This window comes from Streptomyces sp. CBMA123, assembly GCF_014596465.1.
Taxonomy (GTDB): Bacteria; Actinomycetota; Actinomycetes; order Streptomycetales; family Streptomycetaceae; genus Kitasatospora.
On record NZ_MECK01000024.1, the window covers coordinates 60,844 to 82,011 of the forward strand.

Annotated in this window: 19 protein-coding genes and 1 pseudogene; 8 read left to right on the forward strand and 12 right to left on the reverse strand. The window is 74.0% G+C overall.

Features of this window, described 5'->3' with window-relative positions:
- The first annotated feature begins 89 nt into the window (after positions 1-89).
- The gene (locus BG452_RS04945) at positions 90-680 is read left to right on the forward strand and encodes a hypothetical protein (RefSeq protein ID WP_188302917.1); all 591 of its coding nucleotides are present in this window, start codon (positions 90-92) and stop codon (positions 678-680) included.
- Positions 681-795: 115 nt separating this feature from the next.
- A complete protein-coding gene (locus BG452_RS04950; RefSeq protein WP_188302918.1) occupies positions 796-1,317 on the forward strand; it encodes a universal stress protein in 522 nt (173 codons plus the stop codon).
- Positions 1,318-1,324: 7 nt separating this feature from the next.
- On the opposite strand, the gene BG452_RS04955 is transcribed toward BG452_RS04950, so the two are convergent.
- The 12 genes and pseudogenes from BG452_RS04955 to BG452_RS05005 form a co-directional block, all read right to left on the reverse strand.
- Complete coding sequence (locus BG452_RS04955) at positions 1,325-2,938, reverse strand: amidohydrolase (RefSeq protein ID WP_188302919.1); 1,614 nt, start codon at positions 2,936-2,938, stop codon at positions 1,325-1,327.
- The gene (locus BG452_RS04960; protein WP_188302920.1) at positions 2,935-3,804 is read right to left on the reverse strand and encodes a PaaX family transcriptional regulator C-terminal domain-containing protein; all 870 of its coding nucleotides are present in this window, start codon (positions 3,802-3,804) and stop codon (positions 2,935-2,937) included. The genes BG452_RS04955 and BG452_RS04960 overlap by 4 nt, the downstream gene beginning before the upstream one ends.
- Before the next feature lie 140 nt (positions 3,805-3,944).
- Complete coding sequence (locus BG452_RS04965) at positions 3,945-4,697, reverse strand: Asp/Glu racemase (RefSeq protein WP_317620907.1); 753 nt, start codon at positions 4,695-4,697, stop codon at positions 3,945-3,947.
- 16 nt (positions 4,698-4,713) lie between these two features.
- Entirely contained in the window at positions 4,714-5,607 is an 894-nt protein-coding gene (locus BG452_RS04970) for a fumarylacetoacetate hydrolase family protein (RefSeq protein ID WP_188302921.1), read from the reverse strand.
- A 15-nt stretch (positions 5,608-5,622) separates the two neighbouring features.
- Complete coding sequence (locus BG452_RS04975) at positions 5,623-6,744, reverse strand: cupin domain-containing protein (protein ID WP_188302922.1); 1,122 nt, start codon at positions 6,742-6,744, stop codon at positions 5,623-5,625.
- A 13-nt stretch (positions 6,745-6,757) separates the two neighbouring features.
- Entirely contained in the window at positions 6,758-7,726 is a 969-nt protein-coding gene (locus BG452_RS04980; protein ID WP_188302923.1) for a carbon-nitrogen hydrolase family protein, read from the reverse strand.
- Between the two features lie 8 nt (positions 7,727-7,734).
- Positions 7,735-10,326, reverse strand: coding sequence for an FAD-dependent monooxygenase (locus BG452_RS04985; RefSeq protein ID WP_188302924.1), 2,592 nt, complete (start codon positions 10,324-10,326; stop codon positions 7,735-7,737).
- On the reverse strand, positions 10,323-10,658 hold the full coding sequence (locus BG452_RS45320) for an acyl-CoA thioesterase (protein WP_411292879.1): 336 nt from the start codon (positions 10,656-10,658) through the stop codon (positions 10,323-10,325). The genes BG452_RS04985 and BG452_RS45320 overlap by 4 nt, the downstream gene beginning before the upstream one ends.
- Before the next feature lie 93 nt (positions 10,659-10,751).
- A pseudogene (locus BG452_RS04990) lies at positions 10,752-12,362 on the reverse strand (AMP-binding protein); the annotation flags it as partial.
- 179 nt (positions 12,363-12,541) lie between these two features.
- Entirely contained in the window at positions 12,542-13,693 is a 1,152-nt protein-coding gene (locus tag BG452_RS04995) for a hypothetical protein (RefSeq protein WP_188302926.1), read from the reverse strand.
- Positions 13,694-13,922: 229 nt separating this feature from the next.
- Positions 13,923-14,420, reverse strand: coding sequence for a GNAT family N-acetyltransferase (locus BG452_RS05000; RefSeq protein WP_188302927.1), 498 nt, complete (start codon positions 14,418-14,420; stop codon positions 13,923-13,925).
- A complete protein-coding gene (locus BG452_RS05005; protein WP_188302928.1) occupies positions 14,417-15,763 on the reverse strand; it encodes a DUF6271 family protein in 1,347 nt (448 codons plus the stop codon). The genes BG452_RS05000 and BG452_RS05005 overlap by 4 nt, the downstream gene beginning before the upstream one ends.
- Positions 15,764-16,144: 381 nt before the next feature.
- On the opposite strand from BG452_RS05005, the gene BG452_RS05010 reads away from it, so the two are divergent.
- From BG452_RS05010 to BG452_RS05035, 6 genes are all read left to right on the forward strand, one after another.
- Positions 16,145-17,341 carry a peptidoglycan-binding protein gene (locus BG452_RS05010; protein ID WP_188302929.1) on the forward strand — a complete coding sequence of 399 codons (1,197 nt, stop codon included), beginning with the start codon at positions 16,145-16,147 and terminating at the stop codon, positions 17,339-17,341.
- Positions 17,342-17,554: 213 nt separating this feature from the next.
- A complete protein-coding gene (locus BG452_RS05015; protein WP_188302930.1) occupies positions 17,555-18,181 on the forward strand; it encodes a DUF2269 domain-containing protein in 627 nt (208 codons plus the stop codon).
- 64 nt (positions 18,182-18,245) lie between these two features.
- Entirely contained in the window at positions 18,246-19,253 is a 1,008-nt protein-coding gene (locus BG452_RS05020; RefSeq protein WP_188302931.1) for an LLM class flavin-dependent oxidoreductase, read from the forward strand.
- A gap of 671 nt (positions 19,254-19,924) precedes the next feature.
- Positions 19,925-20,308: a hypothetical protein gene (locus BG452_RS05025; protein ID WP_188302932.1), complete on the forward strand. Its 384-nt coding sequence runs from the start codon at positions 19,925-19,927 to the stop codon at positions 20,306-20,308.
- Positions 20,305-20,475, forward strand: a complete 171-nt coding sequence (locus BG452_RS05030; protein ID WP_188302933.1) for a hypothetical protein — start codon at positions 20,305-20,307, stop codon at positions 20,473-20,475. Before BG452_RS05025 ends, BG452_RS05030 begins: the two co-directional genes overlap by 4 nt.
- Positions 20,472-21,168 (forward strand): hypothetical protein (locus tag BG452_RS05035; protein WP_188302934.1); only part of this gene is annotated, 697 nt, incomplete at its 3' end. The genes BG452_RS05030 and BG452_RS05035, both read left to right, overlap by 4 nt.

Here is a 21,168-nt window from a genome sequence, read left to right on the forward strand (position 1 = left end):
TCTGCGCGAACACAAGAGTGGCCGCCAGGCCCTGTCCGGCGAGACCCCCAGAAGCCGCCGACCGGCCGGGCGGGGCCTAGCCTGCCGGTATGGCGATCAACGGCTTCGGGGTCACCGAGTTCCAGCTCTTCCTGCTGCGCCGGATGGCCGACTACCACCCCGAGCTGGTCGAGGACGCGCTGCGGCGGCTCGGCGCCACCCGGGCCGCGATGCGGGAGGCGAACAAGCGCTGGCAGGCGATGGTCCGGGCGCCCCGGTTCCCGCGCGGCGCCGCCCGGTACGCCGCCGTGCTGGGACCGGCGGAGGCGAGCCTGCCGCGCCGGATCGGGGACCTCGCGTGCACGGCCCGGCAGTGGGCGCTGCCGCTCTGGCCCGAGCTGCGCTTCGAGGTGCTGCTCGGGCCGGCCGAGATCGGCGCGCCGGTGCTGAACGAGTGGCTGGTCCGGGCGGCCGGCTCCCCGGTGCCGGTGCTGCGCACCGTCGACGAGCTGGCGCCGTGGGGCTGCGTGGTGGGCGATGTGGGGGCGGCCTTCCCGGGGGCCGTGCCGCGCGAGGGGAGTGCGCCGACCCGCTTCCGGCTGGACTTCGCGGCGCCGGGTGCGGACGGGCGGGTGCGCTCCTGGGTGGCCGACTTCACCTGGGGGCTGCTCCAGGAGGTCCGGGCCGACGGGATGGGCTGAGGGATGGTGATACAAGGCGATATTCAGTTAATGCCTTTGATTTGTAGGCCACGCTGCCGATGTGGCAGCATAATCACAGACACTGGATGGGCTTCACATCGGAAAGCGAAGGATCATGTCGGGCGACGCGCGCGTCATCGTCGGAGTCAGCGGCTCACTGCACAGCCTTACCGCCCTGCACCGGGCGGCGGAGGAGGCTCGGGCCCGGCGGGCCGTCCTCGTCCCGGTGCTCGCCTGGACCCCGGTCGGCGGTGAGCGCAACTACCGCGCCCGGCCCTGCCCGCCGCTGCTGCGCGCCTGGCAGGACGCCGCCGAGGCCCGGCTGGAGAGCGCGCTCGGACAGGCCTTCGGCGGGCTGCCGATCGGCCTGCCCGTGCAGCCGCTGGTGATGCGCGGCGAGGCCGGGCCGGTGCTGACCGCCATGGCCGACCGGCCCGGCGACCTCCTGGTGATCAGCGCCGGACGGCACGGCTCGCTGCGCGACCGGCTGCGCCGACTGCTGCGCGGCTCGGTCGCCCGGCACTGCCTCGACCACGCCCGCGGCGACGTGCTCGTCGTCCCGCCGTCCGACCTGTACGAGGACCTGCGCGCCCTGCATCGCGGCAGCATCGACCTGCGGGAACTCCTCCCGGCCTGACGTACCGTCAACTCGCGTGGGTGGTCACTCCGTTGACGACCGTACGCGTCGGCAGCAGCCCGCGCAGCGCCGCCGTCGGGCAGCTCAGCGGGTCGGCCGGCCAGAGCGTGAGGTCGCCGAGCGCCCCCGGCCGCAGGCTGCCGCGCTCGGCGCTCTCGCCGGTCAGCCGGGCGGCGTTCACGGTGTGCAGCGCGATCGCCTCGGCCCGTCCGATCGCGTGCTCCGAGCCGACCACCCCGGCCGTGGTGCCGCGGGTCGTCATGCCCCACACCGACACCATCGCGCCGTACGGGCCGACCGGGAAGTCCGAGCCGGCCGAGAGCTGTGCTCCCTCGTCCAGCCACTCGCGCAGCGGGAACAGCGCGGCGGTGCGCTCCTCGCCCCAGGCGCGCTGCTGGGTGAGCGCACCGTCGTGCAGCAGCGGGTGCTGCACCGTCACCGGGATGCCGAGCGCGATCGCCCGGGCCCGCTGGTCGGGCCGGGCCAGTCCGCCGTGCTCGACCACCAGCGTTCCCGGCGGCAGGCCCGGACGGCGCTTCAGCACCTGCTCGAAGACGTCCAGCAGCACCCGCAGCCCGCGGTCGCCCCAGGCGTGCACGCCGGCCCGCCAGCCCCGCCCGACCACCCGCTCCACCGCGGCGAGCAACTCCTCCGGCTCCCAGAGCAACCGCCCGTGGTAGCAGGGCTGCCCCTGGTAGGGCTGTTCCAGGGCGCCCGCCTCGAAGCCGCCGTCGATGCCGAACTTGACGCCCCACAGGCGCAGTCGCGCATCGTCCCGGCCGTCCGCGCGCCAGCCGTCCATCCGGTCCAGCAGGGCGTCCACCTGCTCGGGGGTACGGGCCGCGAAGCCGGACACCAGCGCCCGGACCCGGACGGCGAGCGCGCCCTCGGCCCGGGCCGCGTCCAGCACGTCGAGGTCCTCGACCGGGACGAGGCAGTCCCGGACGGTGCCGATCCCGGTGGCGGCGTAGTCGGCGGAGGCCGCGCGCAGCCCGTCGATCCGCTCGGCGAGGGTCGGGCGCGGCAGCACCCGCTCGACCAGCTCGGTCGCCCGGTTGATCAGCCGGCCGGTCAGCCGCCCGCGCTCGTCGCGCTCGATCACCCCGCCGTCCGGCGACTCGGTGGACTCGTCGATCCCGGCCAGCCGCAGCGCCGCCGAGTTGAGCACCATGTTGTACGCGCCACGGCGCACCAGCACCGGGTGGTCGGCGGTGGCGCCGTCCAGCTCCGCGGTGGTCGGCATCCGCTGCTCGGCGAGCAGCACCTCCTGCCAGTTGACCGTGGTGAGGATCCACTTCCCGGCCGGGGTGCGGGCGGCGCGCTCGCGGATCAGCTCCAGGAACCCGGCGAGGTCCCGGGCCCGGTGCACCGGGACGCCGTGGACGCTGTGCCCGGCCAGGATCAGATGGGTGTGGGTGTCGTCGAAGGCGGGCAGCACCGTCGCCGCCGGGTCGTCCACCACCTCGGTGCCCGGCCCGACCAGGGCGTCCAGGCCGTCCGGTGCGGCGGACAGGGCGGTGATCCGGCCGCCGGTGACGGCGACCGCCCGCTGCGGCGGCTCGCCCGGGACGAGGGTGTGCACGGCGCCGGCGCGGATCAGCAGGTCGGCGGGGGTGGTCATGGCAGCTCCTGGGGGTGGGGCGCTCCGGCGGGGTGGGACAGTCCGGTCACCTTCTCGACGTACCGCAGGCTCGGTTCGGCGAGCCGCCCGTGCAGCTCGGTGAACACGGCGCGGGCCGGGCGGGCGTTCCAGTCGGCGGGCAGCAGCGGCTCGGGCAGCCCGGGGTCGAGGTACGGCAGCCTGCGCCACTGGGTGAGCATCGGCACGTACACCCGGAAGGCCTCGGCCGGATCGCTTCCGGCCCGCCCGCGCGACTCCTCGGCGACCGGCCGCCAGGCGTCGGTGAAGGCCGCGTACTGCGCCTCGATCGCCGGGAGGTCCCACCAACTCGCCACCGCCGTACGGAGTTCGGCGAAGCCCGCGTACTCGGCGGAGAGGAAGAGGTGGACGTAGGCGCTCAGGCCCAGACGCTCCAGTAGCCGGCGGGCGTCCGGCAGCAGCCGGGCGGGGGCCAGCCAGACGCCGGGGGCGGCGTTGCCGAAGCCGAGCCAGCTGAGCCGGGAGCGCAGCTGGTGGCGGTGGGCGCGTTCGGACTCGGGCACCGAGAAGACCGCCACCACCCAGCCGTCGGCGAGTTCGGCGGGCTCCAGGCTGTGGAAGATCCGGCGGTCGCCCTCGTCGAACACCGGGCCCATCGCGGGCGCCAGCCGGTAACCGGTGGCCGCGCGGCGCTCCTGGAGGAGGGTGCCGGCCTTCTTCAGCCGGGAGATCGCCGAGCGGACGGCCGGGCCGTCGACGTCCAGCTCGGCCATCAGCGCGATCAGGTCGGCGATCGATATCCAGCCGCCGAGGCGGCGGACGAACTCGCCGTAGACGGTGTTGATCAGGGAGCTGGGCCGGGTGCTGCTCTGCGTGCTCTCCGGCATGCCTGGGCCCTCCTCCCCGACGGCTGGTGGTGATCATAACGGCCTCGGTGCTGGGCGTCCTCCGTGGTGGGTGCCCGCCGTGGTGGGCGTCCTCCGTGGTGGGCGCCGACGGCGGCGGGTGCCCTCAGCGGCGGGTGCCCTCAGCGGTACGCCCCGGAGAGCAGGTGCCCGGCGCCGGGGGCGACGGCGGGCAGGCCGAGCGCCCGCAGCAGTTGGTGGGCCGTGCAGATCGCGGCCGAGACCACCGGCTTGCCGAGCTGCTGCTCGGCCTCCTCGACGGCGGACAGCGAGGGCATCTGCACACAGGCGGAGAGCACCACGGCGTCCGCCCCGGCGTGCGCGAGGCCCTTGGCGATCGCGGGCAGCCGGGCCGGGTCGTGGGCGGCCACCTCCAGGTTGTCGGTGATCTCCAGGGCGGCGTGGTCGAGCACCTCGATGCCCTCCTGGGCGAGGTAGTCGACGACCGTCCGGGCCAGCGGGCGCGGATACGGGGTGACCATCGCGACCTTCTTCGCGCCGAGCGTGTGCAGCCCGGCGGCCAGGGCGCCGGCGCTGGTGACCACGGGCGCGGGCGCGCCGTTCTCGACGGTGCGGCGGTGCAGCCGCTGCTCGGCCTCGCGGTGGTAGCCGGGGCCGGTGGCCATCACCGCGACCAGGCACGCGTAGCCGATCACGTCGACCCGGGCGTCCGAGAGCTCGGTGGCGCAGCGGTCGGACTCGCCGTCCATGGCGCGCAGTTGCTCGGGGGTGACCCTGGTCATCCGCATCCGGCTGGAGTGGAAGGTGAACCGTTCGGGGGCGATCGCCTCGCGGGCCCGCAGTAGGGCGGGGACTTCGGTCTCCATGGTGACGTTGGAGCTGGGGACGATCTGGCCGATCCGGTACGTCGGCATGGGTTCGGTGCTCCCTTCAGCGGGCGTCGATCACGGGGTTGGCGAGGGTGCCGATCCGTTCGATGGTGGCCTCGACCAGGTCTCCGGGTTGCAGGAACTGCGGCGGGACCATCCCGGCGCCCACCCCGGAGGGGGAGCCGGTGGCGATCACGTCCCCGGGCTCCAGGGTCATGCCGGCCGAGATGTCGGCGATCAGCCGGGCGATGCCGAACAGCATGTGGCGGGTGTTGGAGTCCTGCCGCAGTTCGCCGTTGACCCGCAGCGAGAGGTCGAGGCGCTGGGGGTCGGGGATCTCGTCGGCGGTGACCACCACCGGACCGAACGGCGCGTAGCTGTCCTGGCCCTTGGAGAAGAACCACTGGCCGGAGCGGCGCTGATCGCGGGCGCTGATGTCGTTGACGATGCTGTAGCCGAACACGTGCCGCCAGGCGTCCTGTTCGCTCACCCGGCGGGCGGGTTCGCCGATCACCACGGCGAGTTCGCACTCCCAGTCGAGCTGCTTGGTGAGGTCGGCGTTGTGCAGGATCGGCTGCCCGGGGCCGGTGACGGCGGTGGCGGGTTTGCCGAACAGCACCGGACGGTCCGGGAGTTCGCGTTCGGTCTCCAGGCTGCGGTGCGACTCGGCCACGTGCTCCACGTAGTTGAGGCCGACGCCGACGATCTTGCCGGGGCGCAGCGGGGCGCACAGCGAGACCTCGGCGAGCGGCCGGGTGTCCTGCGCGGTGCCGAGCAGTTCGCGGGCGGTGGCCAGGGCGGGTGCCCCGGCCCGGATCAACTCCAGCAGGTTGCTGGGGAGTTCGGCCCCGGCTGTGGCGGCCAGGGCGGTCAGGTCGGCGATCCGGTCGGTGCCGATCCGGGCGCCCAGGCGCGGGGTGTCGTCGCCGTCGGCGCGGTAGGTCAGCAGCTGCATGGTGGTGAACTCCTGTTACGGGGTGGTGGGCTGGTGCCCGTCGTGGTCCGGGTGGGCCTCCTCGCGGTAGAGGCCGAGCGAGTGCATCACCGGGAAGTCGTTGAAGGAGAACAGGCAGGCGTCCTCGCTCTGGTCGAGGTTCGCGTGCTCGTGCCAGGCCCAGGACGGGACGACGAAGATGTCGCCCTGCTGCCACTCGAAGCGCTGCCCGGCGATCACCGAGACGCCACGCCCCTTGGCGGCGGTGTAGACCACCGAGCCGGTGTGCCGGTGGGCGCGGGTGGCCTGGCCGGGGCGGAGCAGCTGTAGGTGGGCGGCCATGGTGGGCATCACCGAGCCGCCGGTGACCGGGTTGGTGTACTCCATGATCACGCCGTCGTAGGGCGATCCTTCGGTGGCGCGGGCCAGCCGGCACAGCGCGTGGTAGCTGGGTTCCCAGGGCCAGCCGAGCAGCGGCGAGTACGGGCGGGTCCACTTCTCGACGCCGTACGGGAGCAGGTTGCCGCCGTAGCTGAGCAGCGAGGAGTTCGCCACCGGGCCGGGTCGCTGGTAGAGGTCGGGGTGGACTTCGTAGAAGTTGGCGTCGAGGGTGTTGACCAGCGGGATGTCCAGGCCGTCCTGCCAGATCACCGGGTGGTCCTCGGCCTCGTTGCCGTGCTCGTGCCAGGTGCTGTTGGGGGTGATCGCGAAGTCGCGCGGGCCGACCCTGAGCTTCTGCCCGTCGACGATCGTCCAGGCACCGGTGCCCTCGTGGACGAAGCGCAGGGCGGAGGCCTGGTGGCGGTGGGCGGTCATCGCCTCGCCGGGGCCCATGATCTGCAGGCCGGTGTACAACAGGCCGACGGCGGCGCTGAGTTCGCGCCGGCCGGGGTTGACCAGCATCACCACCCGGCGGCCCGCGTCGTCGGCCTGCACCAGCGGCAGGGCCTTGCGGACCAGCGGGCGCAGGTCGGCATAGCGCCAGAGCACCGGGACGGACTTCGGCTGGGGGTACCAGGGTTCGATCTCGTTCGCCACCGTCCACAGGGCGCCGGCCTCGTGCTTGGTCAACTCATCGTAGTAGGCGTGTAGTTCGGGGCTGTCCTGGACGCGGGCCCGGCCGATCCGGTCGTCGTCGTAGCTGCCTTGGTCGGTCATGCCTCCTCCTTGGTCAGGTCTCGTCGTGGGGGTGTACCAGGGGCCGCAGCGGGCGGTCGTCCACGTGCAGCCGGAAGACGTCGAAGCGGTTGTAGTGGCCGACGATGTCGTGCATCTGTTTGGGCTGGATGCAGCGGCCGAGGTCGATCTCGGCGTAGACGATGCCCTCCTCGTCCACCAGCGGTTCGGTGACCGCCCGCCCGTCCGGGCCGAAGATCCCGGACAGCGCGTTGCGGGGGCGGGCGAGTTGCTTGCGCACCTGCTGGTCCTCGCCGGCGATCAGGTCCACCATCTCGGGGGAGATGGTCGAGCAGGAGACCACGGTGAACAGCTTGCCCTCGAAGCAGTGGGCGGCGGCGCGCAGCGCGATCGCCTCCGCCATGTCGTAGTCCTCGGGGGCCACCGGCAGGGCGATGTAGCCGGCGGCGTGGACGAGTTCGCCCTGGGCCAGCAGGGTGAAGCGGGCCAGGGTGTTGGTGTTCTCGCCGCAGGCCAGCGCGCCGAGCGGGCCGACGGCCGTGCGGTGCACCTTCAGCGAGCTGCCGTCGCCCTGGGTCCAGGTCAGCTTCTCGGCCCAGGTCGGCACCAACTTGCGGTGCAAGCCGAGGAGTTCTCCGTCCGAGTCGATGATCAGCAGGGTGTTGTACAACACCCCGAGGCTGTGCCGGCCGCGCTCGTTGACGCCGATCACCAGCACCACCCCGGCCTGTCGGGCGGCGGCGCGCAGGGTGTCGACGTACGGCCCGGGGACGTCCACGGCGGCGCGGTACAGCCGTTCGTACCAGGGCGAGCCCTGGACGGGCGTCATCGTCCAGTTCCAGTACGGGTAGCCGGGCACGAACACCTCGGGGAAGACCACCAGTTCGGCGCCGTGCCCGGCCGCCTCCTGGATCAGGGCGACGGCCTTGTCCACGGTGGCGGCCGGGTCCAGGTAGACCGGGGCGGCCTGGACGGCGGCGGCGGTGAAGCGGGGCAGGTCCATGCGTCTTCTCACTCCTCGGCCGGAGTCGGGTCGGTGTGTCCGGTGTTACCGGTGCGTCCGGGGTGTCCGGCCTGTTCGGCGCGTCCGGCCTGTCCGGCCGGTTCGGGGTGCTTCGGCAGCCAGCGGCGGTGGACGGGCGGGGCGGCCTCGCGCAGCAGGTGCAGGCGCGGGGAGACCTTGTCGGCGCCCGGCCCCGGCGGCTTGCGGCGTCCGGCCAGCCAGGGCTGCGGCCAGGGCGCGCCGGGGCCGGTGTAGCCCTGGTCGGCGGCGGCGTGCAGAGTCCAGAAGGGGTCGTGCAGGTGGGCCCGGCCGATCGCGACCAGGTCGGCGCGGCCGGCCAGCAGGACGGAGTTGGCGTCGTCGTGGCCGGAGATCGCGCCCACCGCGACGGTCGGCAGGCCGGTGGCGGTGCGCACCAGCTCGGCGAGGGGCGTCTGGTAGCCGCGCCCGTACGGCGGCCGCTGGTGCGCGACCACCTCGCCGGTGGAGACGTCCACCGCGTCCGCCCCGGCGTCGGCCAGTGCCCGGCAGATCGCCACCGCCTCGGCCTCGGTGGTGCCGCCGGGCGCCCAGTCGGCGGCCGAGATCCGCACCAGCAGCGGCCGCCCGGCCGGCCAGACGGCGCGCACGGCGGCCAGCACCTCGACCGGCAGCCGCAGCCGGTGGGCGAGCGGGCCGCCGTAGCGGTCGGTGCGGCGGTTGGTGAGCGGGGAGAGGAAGGCGGAGAGCAGGTGTCCATGGCCGAACTGCAGCTCCAGCACGTCGAACCCGGCCCGGGCGGCGCGCTCGGCGGAGGCGGCGAAGTCGGCGGTGACGGCCGCCAGTTGGATGTCGTTGGCCTCGTGCGGGGTCGGACTGTCGGCGTCCCAGGGGATCGGTGAGGGGGCGAGCAGCGGCCAGCCCTCGGCGAGCGGGCGGCCGATGCCGTCCGGTCCGGGCGCGGTGGTGGCGCCCCGGCGCCCGGCATGGGTGAGCTGGACGCCGACCGGGGTGTCGCTCACCGCTCGTACCGAGGAGAGGAGTTCGGCCCAGGCGGCCTGCTGGCGGTCGGTCCACAGCCCGGGGCAGCGGTCGGTGGTCCGGCCCTCGGAGCTGACCGCCGTCATCCCGGCGATCACCAGCCCGGCGCCGCCGAGCGCGTGGGCGGTCAGCTGGGCCCGGTCGAAGGCGCTGGGCAGCGCGTCGGGGGAGGTGAAGGTGGCCAGCGGGGGGACGACGATCCGGTTGCGCAGCTCCAGCGTGCCCAGCTTCAGCGGCCGGAACATCGGCGGCGCCCCGGGCGGGCCGCCGGTGGCGGTGTCCACGGCGGCGGTGAAGTCCGGGTCCCGGGCGCGCAGATTGCCGTAGGTGACCCGGCGGCTGCGGGTGAGCAGGTTGAAGGCGAACCGGTCGACGTCCTGCCCGGTGCGGCGGCCGACCGTCTCGAACCACTCCAGGCTGGCCTGCGCGGCACGCTGGGTGGACTCCACCACCGGCCGCCGCTCGGCCTCGTAGGCGGCCAACGCCGCGTCCAGGGTGGGCTGTTCGGAGAGGGAGGCGGCCAGGGCGAGGGCGTCCTCCAGGGCCAGCTTGGTGCCCGAGCCGATCGAGAAGTGCGCGGAGTGCGCGGCGTCGCCGAGCAGGACGGTGTTGCGGTGGCGCCAACTGGCGTTCCGTACGGTGGTGAAGCGGATCCAGCGGGAGGCGTTGGGGATCAGCCGGTGGCCGTCCAGGTGCCCGGCGAGCAGCTCCGCGCAGCGTGCAACGCTCGCGGTGTCGCTCTCGCCGCGCGCCGACTCCCGTGCGGCGAGGTCCTCGAAGCCCGCGCGGCGCCAGGCGTCCTCGGCGATCTCGACGATGAAGGTCGAGCGGGTGGCGCTGTACGGGTAGGCGTGCACCTGGAGGGCGCCGAAGTCGAACTCCTCGACGATGAAGGTGAAGGCCTCGAAGACCCGGTCGGTGGCGAGCCAGATGTAGCGGCAGTGCCGCTCGTCCAGCTCGGTGCGGAAGGCCTTGGGGTGGGCGGCCCGGGTGGCCGAGTGGATGCCGTCGGCGGCCACCACCAGGTCGTATTCGGCGGCGAGCCGGTCGACCGGCGGGGCGGGCGTGCGGTAGCGCACGTCCACCGCCAGTTCGGCGCAGCGTTGTTGGAGGACGGCGCGCAGCCGGTTGCGGTCCAGGGCGGCGAAGCCGTGCCCGCCGCTGGTGCGGACCTGGCCCGCGTAGCGGATGTCGATGTCGCTCCAGCGGGCGAACTCGGCGCTGATCGCGGCGAAGACCTTGGGGTCGGCCTGGGCGATGCCGTCGAGGGTCTCGTCCGAGAAGACCACGCCGAAGCCGAACTCGTCGTCCCGGCCGTCGCGTTCGAACACGGTGATCTCGCGCTCGGGGGCCAACCGCTTGGCCAGGGCGGCGAAGTAGAGCCCGCCCGGGCCGGCGCCGATGACGGCGATCCGGCGGGCCGCCGCGGCCGTGTGCGGTGGACCGGCCGTCGTGCGGGGTGAGACGGCCGTCGTGTGCGGTGGACCGTCCTTCGTGCGTCGTGCACCGTCGGTCGTGTGCGGTGGACCGTCCGTCGTGCGTCGGGGCTCGGCCGTCGGGTGTCGGGGCCCGGCTGTCATGCGACTACCTCCGCCTGCTGTGGCCCGGCCTCGCTGAGCGCCCGGCGGACCGGCTCGGGCCAGGGCTCGGCGCCCTTGGTGCGCGGGGCGGCGTGCACCACCGACATCCGGCCGCTGGCGGCCAGGCCCTGCGGCCCGTGCACCTCGAAGGCGTAGTGCAGCGAGGAGCCGCCGACCCGGACCACCCGCAGCTCGGTGCGGACGACGTCCCCGAACCAGAGCCGCTCGCGGTAGTCCGCCTCGAAGTGCACCCGGGGGATCCGCCCGAACAGCTCGGCCAGCCCGAGCCGGCGCAGCAGCGCCGCCTCCGCCGCCTCCGCCCAGCGCTGCACGGCGGAGAAGTGGTAGTGCCCGGCGGCGTCGGTGTCCGACCACTCGACCCGGCGCTCGATGGTGACACTGGCGGGGTTCGGTCGCGGTTCCAGGGCGGCCCTCCTTCGGAGTTCGGCGCGCAGCAGCTTGCCGGTGGCGGTGCGCGGCAGCTCGGTGACGAACTCGACGGCGCGTGGGTACTTGTACGGCGCGATGGTGCGCTTGACGTGCTCCTGGAGCTCCTTGACGGTCTCCGCACCGGCCGAGGCGCCCCCGGCCAGCACCACGTACGCCTTGACCACCGTGCCGCGCCGCTCGTCCGGGGCGGCCACCACGGCGCAGTCGGCCACCGCCGGGTGGGCGGCGAGCGCCTGTTCCACCTCGGGGCCGGAGATGTTGTAGCCGGCCGAGACGATCATGTCGTCGTTGCGGGCCTGGTACCAGAAGTAGCCGTCCTGGTCGCGGAGGTAGGTGTCGCCGGTGAGGTTCCAGCCGTTGCGGACGTAGTCGCGCTGGCGTTCGTCGTCCAGGTAGCGGCAGCCGGTCGGGCCCTTGACGGCGAGCAGCCCGGGTTCGCCGTCCGGTACCGGGGCGCCCTGCCCGTCGAGTATCGCCGCTTGGTAGCCGGGGACGGGGCGGCCGGTGGAGCCGGGCCGGATGTCGTCCTCGGCGGCCGAGATGAACACGTGCAGCAGCTCGGTGGCGCCGATGCCGTCGATCAGGCGGCGGCCGGTGGCGGCGTGGAAGGCCGCCCAGACGGCGGCGGGCAGCGGCTCGCCCGCCGACACGCAGTGCCGCACGCCCGCCAGCCGGTCGGCCAGCCCGGCGGCGAGGATCGCCCGGTAGGCGGTCGGCGCGGTGAACAGCACGCTCACGCCGTGCCGTCGGACCAGCTCGGCGAGCTGTTCGGGGGTGGTCTGCTCCAGCAGCAGGCTGGCGGCGCCGGCCCGCAGCGGGAAGACCAGCAGCCCACCGAGGCCGAAGGTGAAGCCGAGCGGCGGGGTGCCGGTGAAGAGGTCCTCGGGCGTGGGGCGGAGCAGGTGGCGGGAGAAGGTGTCGGCGTTGGCCAGCACGTCGCGGTGGAAGTGCAGGGTGGCCTTGGGGCGGCCGGTGGTGCCGGAGGTGAAGGCGATCAGGGCGACGTCGTCGGCGGCGGTCGGTACGGCGGTGAAGCCGGGGCGATGGGCGGCGCAGCGGGCGGTGAGGTCCTCGGGGCCGGGGCCGCCGAAGGCCAGGACGCGCAGGCCGGGGGTGTCGGCCCGGTCGAGTTCGGCGAGGAAGCGGTGGTCGCACAGGGCGAGGGTGGGGCGGGCGATCCGGGCCAGTCCGGTCAGCTCGCCCGCGCGCAGCAGCGGCATGGTGGTGACCACCACTCCGCCGGCCTTCAGGACGCCGAGCCAACAGGCGGCCAGCCAGGGCGTGTTGGGGCCGCGCAGCAGGACGCGGTTGCCGGTGGCCAGGCCCAGCTCCTCGGTGAGCAGCCGGGCGATCCGGTCGGCGTGGTCGCGCAGTTCGCCGTAGCTCCACCGCTCGGTGGTGGTGAGCAGGCAGCGGCGGTCGGGTCCGAGGCGGGTGATGGTGTCGTCGAGCAGGGCCGCCGCGCAGTTCAGGCGGTCGGGGTAGGCCAACTCCGGTAGTTCGAAGAGGAGTTCGGGCCACTGGTCGAAGGGCGGCAGATGGTCTCGGCAGAACGTGTCCACGTGCGCCGAGGGGGAGAGCTCCATGGGCGGGCACCTCGTCGTGCGAGCGGGAGTGAAGCCAGTATGGCGCGCTCGTGACGCCAGTCAAGAGAGCGATACATGCATTCGGGCGACGGGGACGGGAGGTGCGGCCGGGGTGCCGGGGCAACGGGAACGCCCCGCGGGCCGGTGGGGCCTGCGGGGCGTGGCGGGATCGCGGCGGCTCAGACGCCGGAGTGGAAGACCGCGTCCGGGGCGTGGCCGTCTTCGGCCTGCCGGGCGCGCTCGGCGAGCAGCCGGGCGAACAGGACCAGGGCGGGCGTGGTGGCGGCCGCGCCGGGCCCGTCGTCCTGTACGGACAGCAGGGTCGAGCCGACCCGGACCACTGCCTCCGCCTGCGACGAGCCGTGGGTGCGGGCGGCGCTCTGGTCGCCGATCGACGGGATGGTCACCGTGGCGGCGGCGCCCTCGCCGTCCGCCGGGTCGAGGCTGCTGCCGAAGGCCCGGCCGGCCGCCTCGGCGGAGGCGAAGGTGACCACGGTGAACCGCACGGTCTGGACCGGAACGGCACGGAACGTCACGGTGGCGTAGGCGAGTTGCTGGTCGCAGGCGTCCGGGAGCAGGCGCGGCGCGTCCGGCCCGCTGTCGGCCCCGGAGCGCGGCCCGCTCTCCACCTGCCAGCCGCCCGGCATCGCCGCCACGTCCGGCAGCACGCCCCGCACCTGCGCGGGGTCGCGGATGGTCCGCGCGGCGTGCGCGAAGTCGGGCCCGGTGGGGCGCAGCAGCGGGCGCGAGCCGAGGTTGATGCCCAGCGCGACCAGCGCGGCGATCAGGACCAGGGCCAGCGCGACGATGATCGCGACGTTGCCGCGTCGGGCGGCCAGGGCCTGGGCGCCGGCGGCCGCCGGATCCACCCGGAGCTGGACGGTGCTCGGGCCGGACTCCGGGCCGGTCCGCAGCTGGACGGTGCGTGGATCGGCCTCCGGGTCGGTGCGCAGGTGGACGGTCCGGGGGTCCGCCTCCGGACCGGTCCGCAACTGGACGGTGCGCGGGTCGGCCTCCGGGTTCGTCCGCAGTTGGACGGTGCTCGGATCGGTCGGCGTGCCGAGCACGGTGGTGGCCAGGTACTGGGCGAACCCCCGGTCGGTGGCCAGCAGTTGGCCGACGGCCGAGGTCAGCGCGGCGTGCGCCCGCGGATCGTCCGGGCCGCCCTCGACCGCCGCCAGGGCCCGCGCCCCCTCCGGCATCAGCCGCAGCCGGGCCCGCACCACCTCGGCCACCGCCTGCCCCGACCCGCCCGTCGCGCCCGTCGCGCCCCGAGCCAGCCGGACCAGCGCCCCCACCACGCCCGGTACCAGCTCCTGGCCGTCCCCCATGGCAACTCCCCCCGCCGCATGAGCCGTTGCCACCAGGCTCCCGGACCATCGGCCACGACACACCCCTACCGGACTGAACGGAGACTGAACTGCAACCACCCCCGGACGCGCCGGGCACCTCGCGGCTGCCTGGGCGTACGGGGGTGGTCCTCGCCGCCCGGCCCCCGCGTGCGGGACGCGGGGCCGGCAGCCTCGGTCGAGGGGGTGGTCCTCGCCCCTCGGCAGCGGGTCAGCGCACGGGTGTCGACATGTAGACCGCGCGGCGCCCGTAGCAGTCCGGGACGGCCACCTCCCGGTGGGCCCGGTAGCCGAGCAGCCGCAGCAGGATGTCCGCACCGCGTACCGCGACCATCGAGATCCGCTCGAAGCCCGACTCCTCGGCCTGCGCCCGGAAGTGCCGCATGATGTCCAGTGCGACGTCCCGGCCGCGCAAGTCCTCGGCGATCACCAGGTCGTGCACGTGGAGGTTGGTGGAGGCGTACGCGGTCTCCTCGGGCCGGGTGAGGTCCGGGCAGCGCAGCGGCGGGTAGGGCAGGCTGAGCAGGTAGCCGCGGACGACGCCGCGCTGCTCCAGCACGAAGCAGGTGCCCGGCGAGCTGCGGGCCCGGGACTGCAGCGCCTCCCGACCCTCGGACAGGCCGTCGGCCGCGTAGGCGTCGTGTTCCAGCGCGACCACGGCGTCCCAGTCGTCGTCGGCCAGTCGTCGGATCCGGAGGTCCTCGCTCACCGGGCCGGTACCTCCGCGTCGGCGTCCGGGCCCGGGGCGCCGGTGTCCAGCCCCTGTGCGCGGGCGGCGGCCACCAGTGCCCCCCAGGCCTCCACCAGCACAGCCCAGCGCTCGGCGTCCTGCTGGGCCTCGTCCAGGAGCTGCTGGCGCCGCCCGGCGACCACGTCCGCGAGTTCGGCGTACTTGCCGCCCAGCTTGCGGTAGGAGCGGTCCAGGACGTCCAGGCAGTGCACGTTCCCGGTGCGGTCCCAGTCGACGCTGCCCCGCACCAGGTCGAGGATCGGTTCGGCCTTCAGCGCGTGCCGCTCGTCCAGCATCCCGCGGCCGAGGTCGATCATCCCGCCGTAGACCGGGTACAGGTACAGCATCGAGAGCAGGAACTTGACGAACCGCATCTGGTAGTTGATGAAGCCGGCGCCGATGCGGCGTTCGGGCGTGTAGTAGTTGACGATGTGGCGGTTGTGGACGACGCCCGGCAGCCGGGAGTGGACCAAGGCGTGCAGCAGGGCGTAGTCACTGCCGATGGTCTCGATCGAGGGCAGCAGCGGCAGCACCTCGTAGGCCCGGTGGTCCAGGGCGATGTTGCACATGTAGACGTCCCAGATGTCGGGCACGCCGAGGACGGACTCGTCGGTGCTGAACGGCTCGGAGCCGGCGCCCTTGAAGGAGACGTCCACCATCGCGTCCCGCTCCTCCTCGGACCACACCGGCGGGGTCCACAGGCGCACCAGGTCGCGGTAGACGGCCGGGTCCAGCTCGTGGATCTCGCCGATGTCCACGTTGAGTTCGCCGATGAAGGAGCCGCTGACCAGCATCACCGGCTTGTCCGCGTCGGCCGCGTCGAGTTCGGAGCGGGACACGCCGGCCACCGCCTCGCCGGCCGGTCGGCCGATCGAGAGCAGCTCGTGGTGGATCGGGAAGATCTTCCGGCCGTCGACGACCTGGAAGTCGGCGTCGTCGTTGCGCAGGTGCGCCGAGGTGCAGCCCAGGGCGGCCGCGCCCAGGAAGAGCCGGTTGACGCAGGAGCCGTACGCGACGGCCCGGGGGAGCATCAGGTCGAGCAGCAGGTCGGGGTCGGCGGCGCCGGAGCCCTCGGTGACCCGGCGCAGGAAGTGCCGCTGCCGGTCCTCGCCGAGGTGGTGGACGACCACGCCGGCAGTGGGGGCCAGGGCGGCCACGGCGCGCGCGTTCTCCGCGAACCCGGCGGCGTCGGTGGTGTCGAGGACGAGGAGGTGGACCTCGACCCCGAAGTTCGCGACGGCGTAGGCCGCCTCCTCGGCGAGTTCCGCGATGGTCTCGGGGCAGGGACGCATGGTGGGCAGGGCGAGGCAGACTCTCTGCATGGCGCTGGTTCTCCGTCGGTTCGTCAGAATCGTTGCGGCAATGGCGATGTGAGGGCTACGAGCTCACCACCGTGGACTAGACCACTGCCCGAGTCAACGATTGACAGGGCGGCTGCGGCGAGGTGGAATGCGCCCCCTCCCGGCGGCTTCCGGGGCCTCCCGGGCTTCCCCGGGTCCATTTCCGGGCAGGACGCAGTACGGAGCCGGCGGCGCGCGCCGCGGGCCCCCGGCTCGCACGCCAGGACGAACTCCCCTCGATGATCCGAACGGCCGTGCGGGCGCCGGAGGTTCAACGCCGCCAATCCCGCCGTCGGGGTCAATCCCCGACGCGGACCTGCCGATACCGGCAACGACGCCACTACGCCGTTCGGAGGAGCCATCATGCCCGAGCTGTGGCTGCCCGGTGCCGAGATCCACGACCTCGGCGACCACGCACCGACCGACCACCAGTACCCGCCGAAGGCCATCGCCCACATCACCTGGGACCGCAACGCCACCGCCGCCGCACCGCAGGACTGGTGCTCCTACGAGGACCTGGTCGGGTACTTCACCGGCCCCGGCGCCGGCGACGCCCCGCACCTGGTCTGGGACCCGTTCACCGGCCGCGCCACCCAGCTGTTCCCCGCCGACTCCCGCTCCAAGAGCCTGCTCAGCCCCACCCAGAGCCCCACCCGCACCAACCGGGCCGGGCTGGTGGTGATCCAGATCGAGGCGGTCTTCTTCCCCTACTGCCGCCACCAGGGCACGGTCTACCCGCGGCTGGTCGACACCCCCTGCGCGGGCTGGGACCGGATCCACGCCTGGATCTCCACCTGGGGCGTGCCCGACCTGTGGCCGATGGGGCGGCCGACCGACTTCTCCGAGCACCGCGACGAGCGGGTCTGGGAGACCGTCGGCGGCTGGTACGCCCACGCCCACGTGCCCTTCAACGACCACGTCGACCCCGGCTCCTGGCCCGCCTTCACCGTCGGCCCCGGCTCGCCGACCCCGCCCTCCCAGCAGCACCCGGTGCCGCCCGCCGACCCCACCCCGGCCCGCTACCAGGCCACCATCAACGGCCTGGCGTACGGCTACGGCGCCCACGGCTACCAGGTCACCGCGGTCGGACGGGCGCTGGTCACGGCCGGCTTCGGCAGCCACTACCACTCCGGGCCCGGACCGGACTGGACGGACGCCGACACCGAGAACTACGCCGACTACCAGGCGAGCCTCGGCTACTCCGGGCAGGCCGCGGACGGCGTGCCGGGCGAGGGCTCGCTGCGTCGGCTGCTCGGCTACCTGCCCGGGCCGCGTACCGTCTCGCTCGCCCACGTCGTCGCGGCGGCGCACAGCGACCCGGGCGCCGATCAGGGGCACCGGACGTACGGGGCCGAGGTGGCGATCGTCGAACAGGCCCTGGCGGACGAGGGGTTGCTCGAACAGCGCTGGGTGGACGGCTCCTACGGCACCCTCACGGTCACGGCGTACGCGGGCTGGCAGCGGCGGTGCGGCTACACGGCGGGGGCCGCGGACGGCATCCCCGGATCGGACTCGCTGCACCGGCTGGGCGCGGCCCAGGGTTTCGCGGTGACGGACTGACGGACTGGTGGACTGGTTGACCGGCGGACCGGCGGACCGGCGGACCTGTTGGGGGGGTTGGGCGTACTCCCAGGGGAGTCGGTCGGCCACGGCTGCTCCCGGGCGCGTACTCGGCCGGGAGTAGCCGAAGTTACCTCCACCGTCAGATGCCCGATGAGAGGCGGGCGGGGGAGTCTGGGCGCGTCCTCGTGACCCGACTCGAAGGAGGTGCCCGTGCGCCCGTCCCCCGGAGCCGTCCCGTCCCCCGGCGCGGGGCGGCGGTCCGCCGGCCGCCGCCTGTCGCCGGGGGCGCGCAAGCGACTGGTGGTGTTGCACGTCGTCGTCTCGGTGAGCTGGCTGGCGCTGATGCTCTGCCTGCTCACCCTGGCGGTGACGGCGCTGACCACCGACGACGCCGACCGGCTGAGAACTGCCTACCGGGCGATGGGCCTGCTCGGCGATCCGCTCATCCTGCCGCTGAGCCTGCTCACCCTGCTGAGCGGGGTGGCGCTGGGGCTCGGCACGTCCTGGGGCCTGTTCCGGTACTACTGGGTGAGCACCAAGTTCTGGCTGACGCTCGGAGCGATGGCCGCCTCGGTCTTCGCCCTCACCGACCGGCTGCACGACGCGGCCCGCGTCGCGGACGCCCACCCGACCGGCCCGATACCGGTGGCGGACCTCGGCTTCGTCCGCTACAACACGGTGATCGTCCCGGCGGTCGCGCTCTCGCTCTACCTGTTCAACGTCATCCTGTCGGTGTACAAGCCCTGGGGCCGTCGTAGGACGGCGGTCGTACGCCCGGGCCGAATACCGCGGGCGGGCGCGGGGGCCGAGGCCGGGCCGGGGTCCGACGGGCGGTGACGGCGGCACCCTTGGGCGCAGGCCCGGGGAATGCCCACCCGGCGGGCGGCTGTTGTCCACCCACGTGACCAGCGCTACGCCCGCGACCAGGCTCTCCGTCCTCGACCGCTCCCGGACCAGACAGGGCGAGGAGCCGGCGCAGGCGCTGCGGAACACGGTGGCCTTCGCCCGCGAGGTCGAGCGGCTGGGCTACCACCGGTTCTGGGTCTCCGAGCACCACGGCGTGCCCGGGGTGGCCGGATCGGCGCCGACGGTGCTCGCCGCGGCGGTCGCGGCGGCCACCAGTCGGATCCGGGTCGGCACCGGCGGGGTGATGCTGCCCAACCACCAGCCGATGGTGGTGGCGGAGCAGTTCGGGGTGCTGGCGGCACTGTTCCCGGGGCGGATCGACATGGGTCTCGGCCGCTCGGTGGGCTTCACCGACGGCGTCCGGCGGGCGCTCGGTCGGGAGAAGGACGCCGCGGACGACTTCGGCGGCCAGCTGAGGGAACTGCTCGGCTACTTCGACGGCTCGCAGCAGGTATACCGGGACGTCCACGCCCGCCCGGCCGAGGGCCTGCACGTGCCGGCCTTCGTCCTGGCCACCGGCGCGGGCGCAGACCTGGCCGCCGAGGCCGGGCTGCCGCTGGTGATCGCCGCCGCGCGCGGGGAGGACCGGATGCTCGCCGCGATCGACGCCTACCGCAGCCGCTTCCGCCCCTCCGCCCAGGCCGCCGAGCCGTATGTGGTGGTCTCGGGCACGGTCGCGGTGGCCGACACCGAGGAGCGGGCGCGCGAGCTGCTCGTCCCGGAGGCCTGGGCCGGCGCGTACTCCCGCACCCATGGGGAGTTCCCGCCGCTGGCCCCGGCCGCCGAGATCCGGGCGCGGGCGATGAGCGAGCGCGAGCGGGCCGCGTTCGAGCAGTCGCTCAAGGGCCACATCGCGGGGACTCCGGAGCATGCGGTCGCCGAGCTTGCCGCCCTGGTGGCGCGCAGCGGCGCGGACGAGTTCCTGGTCGCGACCAGCAGCTACGACCGCACCGCGCTGCTGGACTCCTACCGGCTGCTCGCCGAGGCCGTCGGCCAGGCCTGAGCCGCCCGCCCTTCTGCCCCGGGCCGAGCGGCCGGCCCGTCCCCGGCCACCTGAGCGGATTTCTGACCAGGCGTGATGACCTGCTACTGTTCTTCTTGTCGAGGGGAAATGATCTTCCGAAACGAAGACTTCTCGAACATGCGTCAGCGGTGCTACCAGAGCACGTCCTACTTTCAGTAGGAAGAGTCCGTGCGATCCGGGCCTGGCGCTCCACCCGAAGGGGCCCGTTCCGTCCAACGGAACGGGCCCCTTCGTCATGCGCGCTTGATCGTCCTGGCCGTCCTGACCGTCCTGGCTCCCCCGCCCGTCCGTGCGCCTGGCTGCCCATGCCCGGTCGCCGACGTCCGGTCGCCGACCAGTGGGCCCTCTTATCGCACTTCGGCCCTCGAAACCCGCGGCTGCGATCCGGTATCGGCCAAGGTCCCGTACCAGGTGGCCGATGAGCGATACGCCGCGACGCCCGACCGGCCAGCGGGTTTGCTCGTCGGATAGATCTGACGCTCCCTCATACCTTGGCTTGAACTCGCCGCATCTGGTGTGAATATGCCATTGGAATGTTCGTCATATGGAATCCGGCAGTAGCCTTCCGTGTCGAACCTGCCACTGCTGGTGGCGACCCGGCCGGAGTCGCGCTGCGCCCGGCCACCCAGACCCCCCTCGAAGGAGCCGGTGTGCCGGGTATCGACGAATGCCTCTCCGGAGCGATGGCGATCGCCGGAGCCCGCTCGGCGAGCCTGGTCGACTGGAGCAGCGGACTTGCCCTCGGCAGCCTCGGGGACAGCCCGGTCGGCGAGCACGAGACCGCGGCCGCCGAGGCAACCGACCTGGTGCGCGCGGCAGTTGAGAGTCAGACCTTCACCGTGGCGGAGGACCGGCGTTCCCCGCTGGAGGACATCATCGTCACCGCGGGCCGCAGCTACCACCTGATCCGCTTCATCGACACCGTCTTCGACAGCCGGCTCGTCCTGCACCTCTGGCTGGACCGGGAGTCGGGCAACCTCGCCGTCGCCCGCTTCCGTCTCCAGGCCCTCGCCGAGGAGCTGGTGCTGGGGTGAGCGCGAGGCCCGCACCGACCGCCGCATTCCGGCCAGCCGACCACGCCGCCCCGACGGCCGTGACCGCCTCGGCCGCCCCGATCACCGTGGCCACCTCAACCGCCTCGGCCACCCCGACCACCGTGGCCACGTCGATCACCGTGGCCACCCGGCGGTGGCCCGCGTGACCGCCGCACCGCCGCTGGCGGAACCGACCGACCGGGCCGGGTCCGCCCCGCCCAGGACCCCGGGCGAGGCCGTCGCCCTGCTCGCCGCCCGCCGGGCCACCGGCGCCCTGTGTGGTCCGCTCGGCAACGTCTACCTGGTCGACGGTCAGGTGGCCGCCGCCGAGTCCCCGCGCGCACCCGGGCTGGCCGACCTGCTCACCGGCTGCGGCCGGATCACCCCCGGGGACTGGGCCGAGCTGCTGCACCGCCATGGTCCGCAGCGGCGGGTCGGCGAGGTACTGGTCGAACGGCAGCTGCTCACCCGCGGCGAACTCGAACTCGGCCACCTGGGCACGCTGTTCGACGCCTCCTACTTCGTCCTCGCCGACCGGGCGGGCGGCACCTGGCGGTTCGAGCCCGACGCCCGGCACTGGCTCGGCCCCGTGGCGCTGGTCGACCCGGCGCGGCTCGGCCGCGAAGTCGAGCGCCGCCACCAACTCCTCGACCGGATCTGGCCCTGGCCGCAGCTCGACACCGCGCCGGTGCGTCCGGTCGAGCACGGCCGGCGCCCCTCGCACCGCCCACCCGGCCGACGCCGACGCGAACTGCTCGACCACGCCGACGGCCGAAGAACCCCGGCGGACCTGGCCCGGCTGCTCGGCCGCTCCGGCTTCGGGGTGACGGCGGACATCCGTCGGCTGGCCGCCGCCGGAC

Bases quoted from the DNA above. Each gene is read 5' to 3' on its own strand.
- BG452_RS04985 (WP_188302924.1), bottom strand. From the start codon at position 10,326: ATGACAGCCGGGCCCCGACACCCGACGGCCGAGCCCCGACGCACGACG.
- BG452_RS05005 (WP_188302928.1), bottom strand. From the start codon at position 15,763: ATGCAGAGAGTCTGCCTCGCCCTGCCCACCATGCGTCCCTGCCCCGAG.
- BG452_RS04965 (WP_317620907.1), bottom strand. From the start codon at position 4,697: ATGCCGACGTACCGGATCGGCCAGATCGTCCCCAGCTCCAACGTCACC.
- BG452_RS04960 (WP_188302920.1), bottom strand. From the start codon at position 3,804: ATGCCGGAGAGCACGCAGAGCAGCACCCGGCCCAGCTCCCTGATCAAC.
- BG452_RS04955 (WP_188302919.1), bottom strand. From the start codon at position 2,938: ATGACCACCCCCGCCGACCTGCTGATCCGCGCCGGCGCCGTGCACACC.
- BG452_RS04975 (WP_188302922.1), bottom strand. From the start codon at position 6,744: ATGACCGACCAAGGCAGCTACGACGACGACCGGATCGGCCGGGCCCGC.
- BG452_RS05010 (WP_188302929.1), top strand. From the start codon at position 16,145: ATGCCCGAGCTGTGGCTGCCCGGTGCCGAGATCCACGACCTCGGCGAC.
- BG452_RS04970 (WP_188302921.1), bottom strand. From the start codon at position 5,607: ATGCAGCTGCTGACCTACCGCGCCGACGGCGACGACACCCCGCGCCTG.
- BG452_RS04980 (WP_188302923.1), bottom strand. From the start codon at position 7,726: ATGGACCTGCCCCGCTTCACCGCCGCCGCCGTCCAGGCCGCCCCGGTC.
- BG452_RS04950 (WP_188302918.1), top strand. From the start codon at position 796: ATGTCGGGCGACGCGCGCGTCATCGTCGGAGTCAGCGGCTCACTGCAC.
- BG452_RS04945 (WP_188302917.1), top strand. From the start codon at position 90: ATGGCGATCAACGGCTTCGGGGTCACCGAGTTCCAGCTCTTCCTGCTG.
- BG452_RS04995 (WP_188302926.1), bottom strand. From the start codon at position 13,693: ATGGGGGACGGCCAGGAGCTGGTACCGGGCGTGGTGGGGGCGCTGGTC.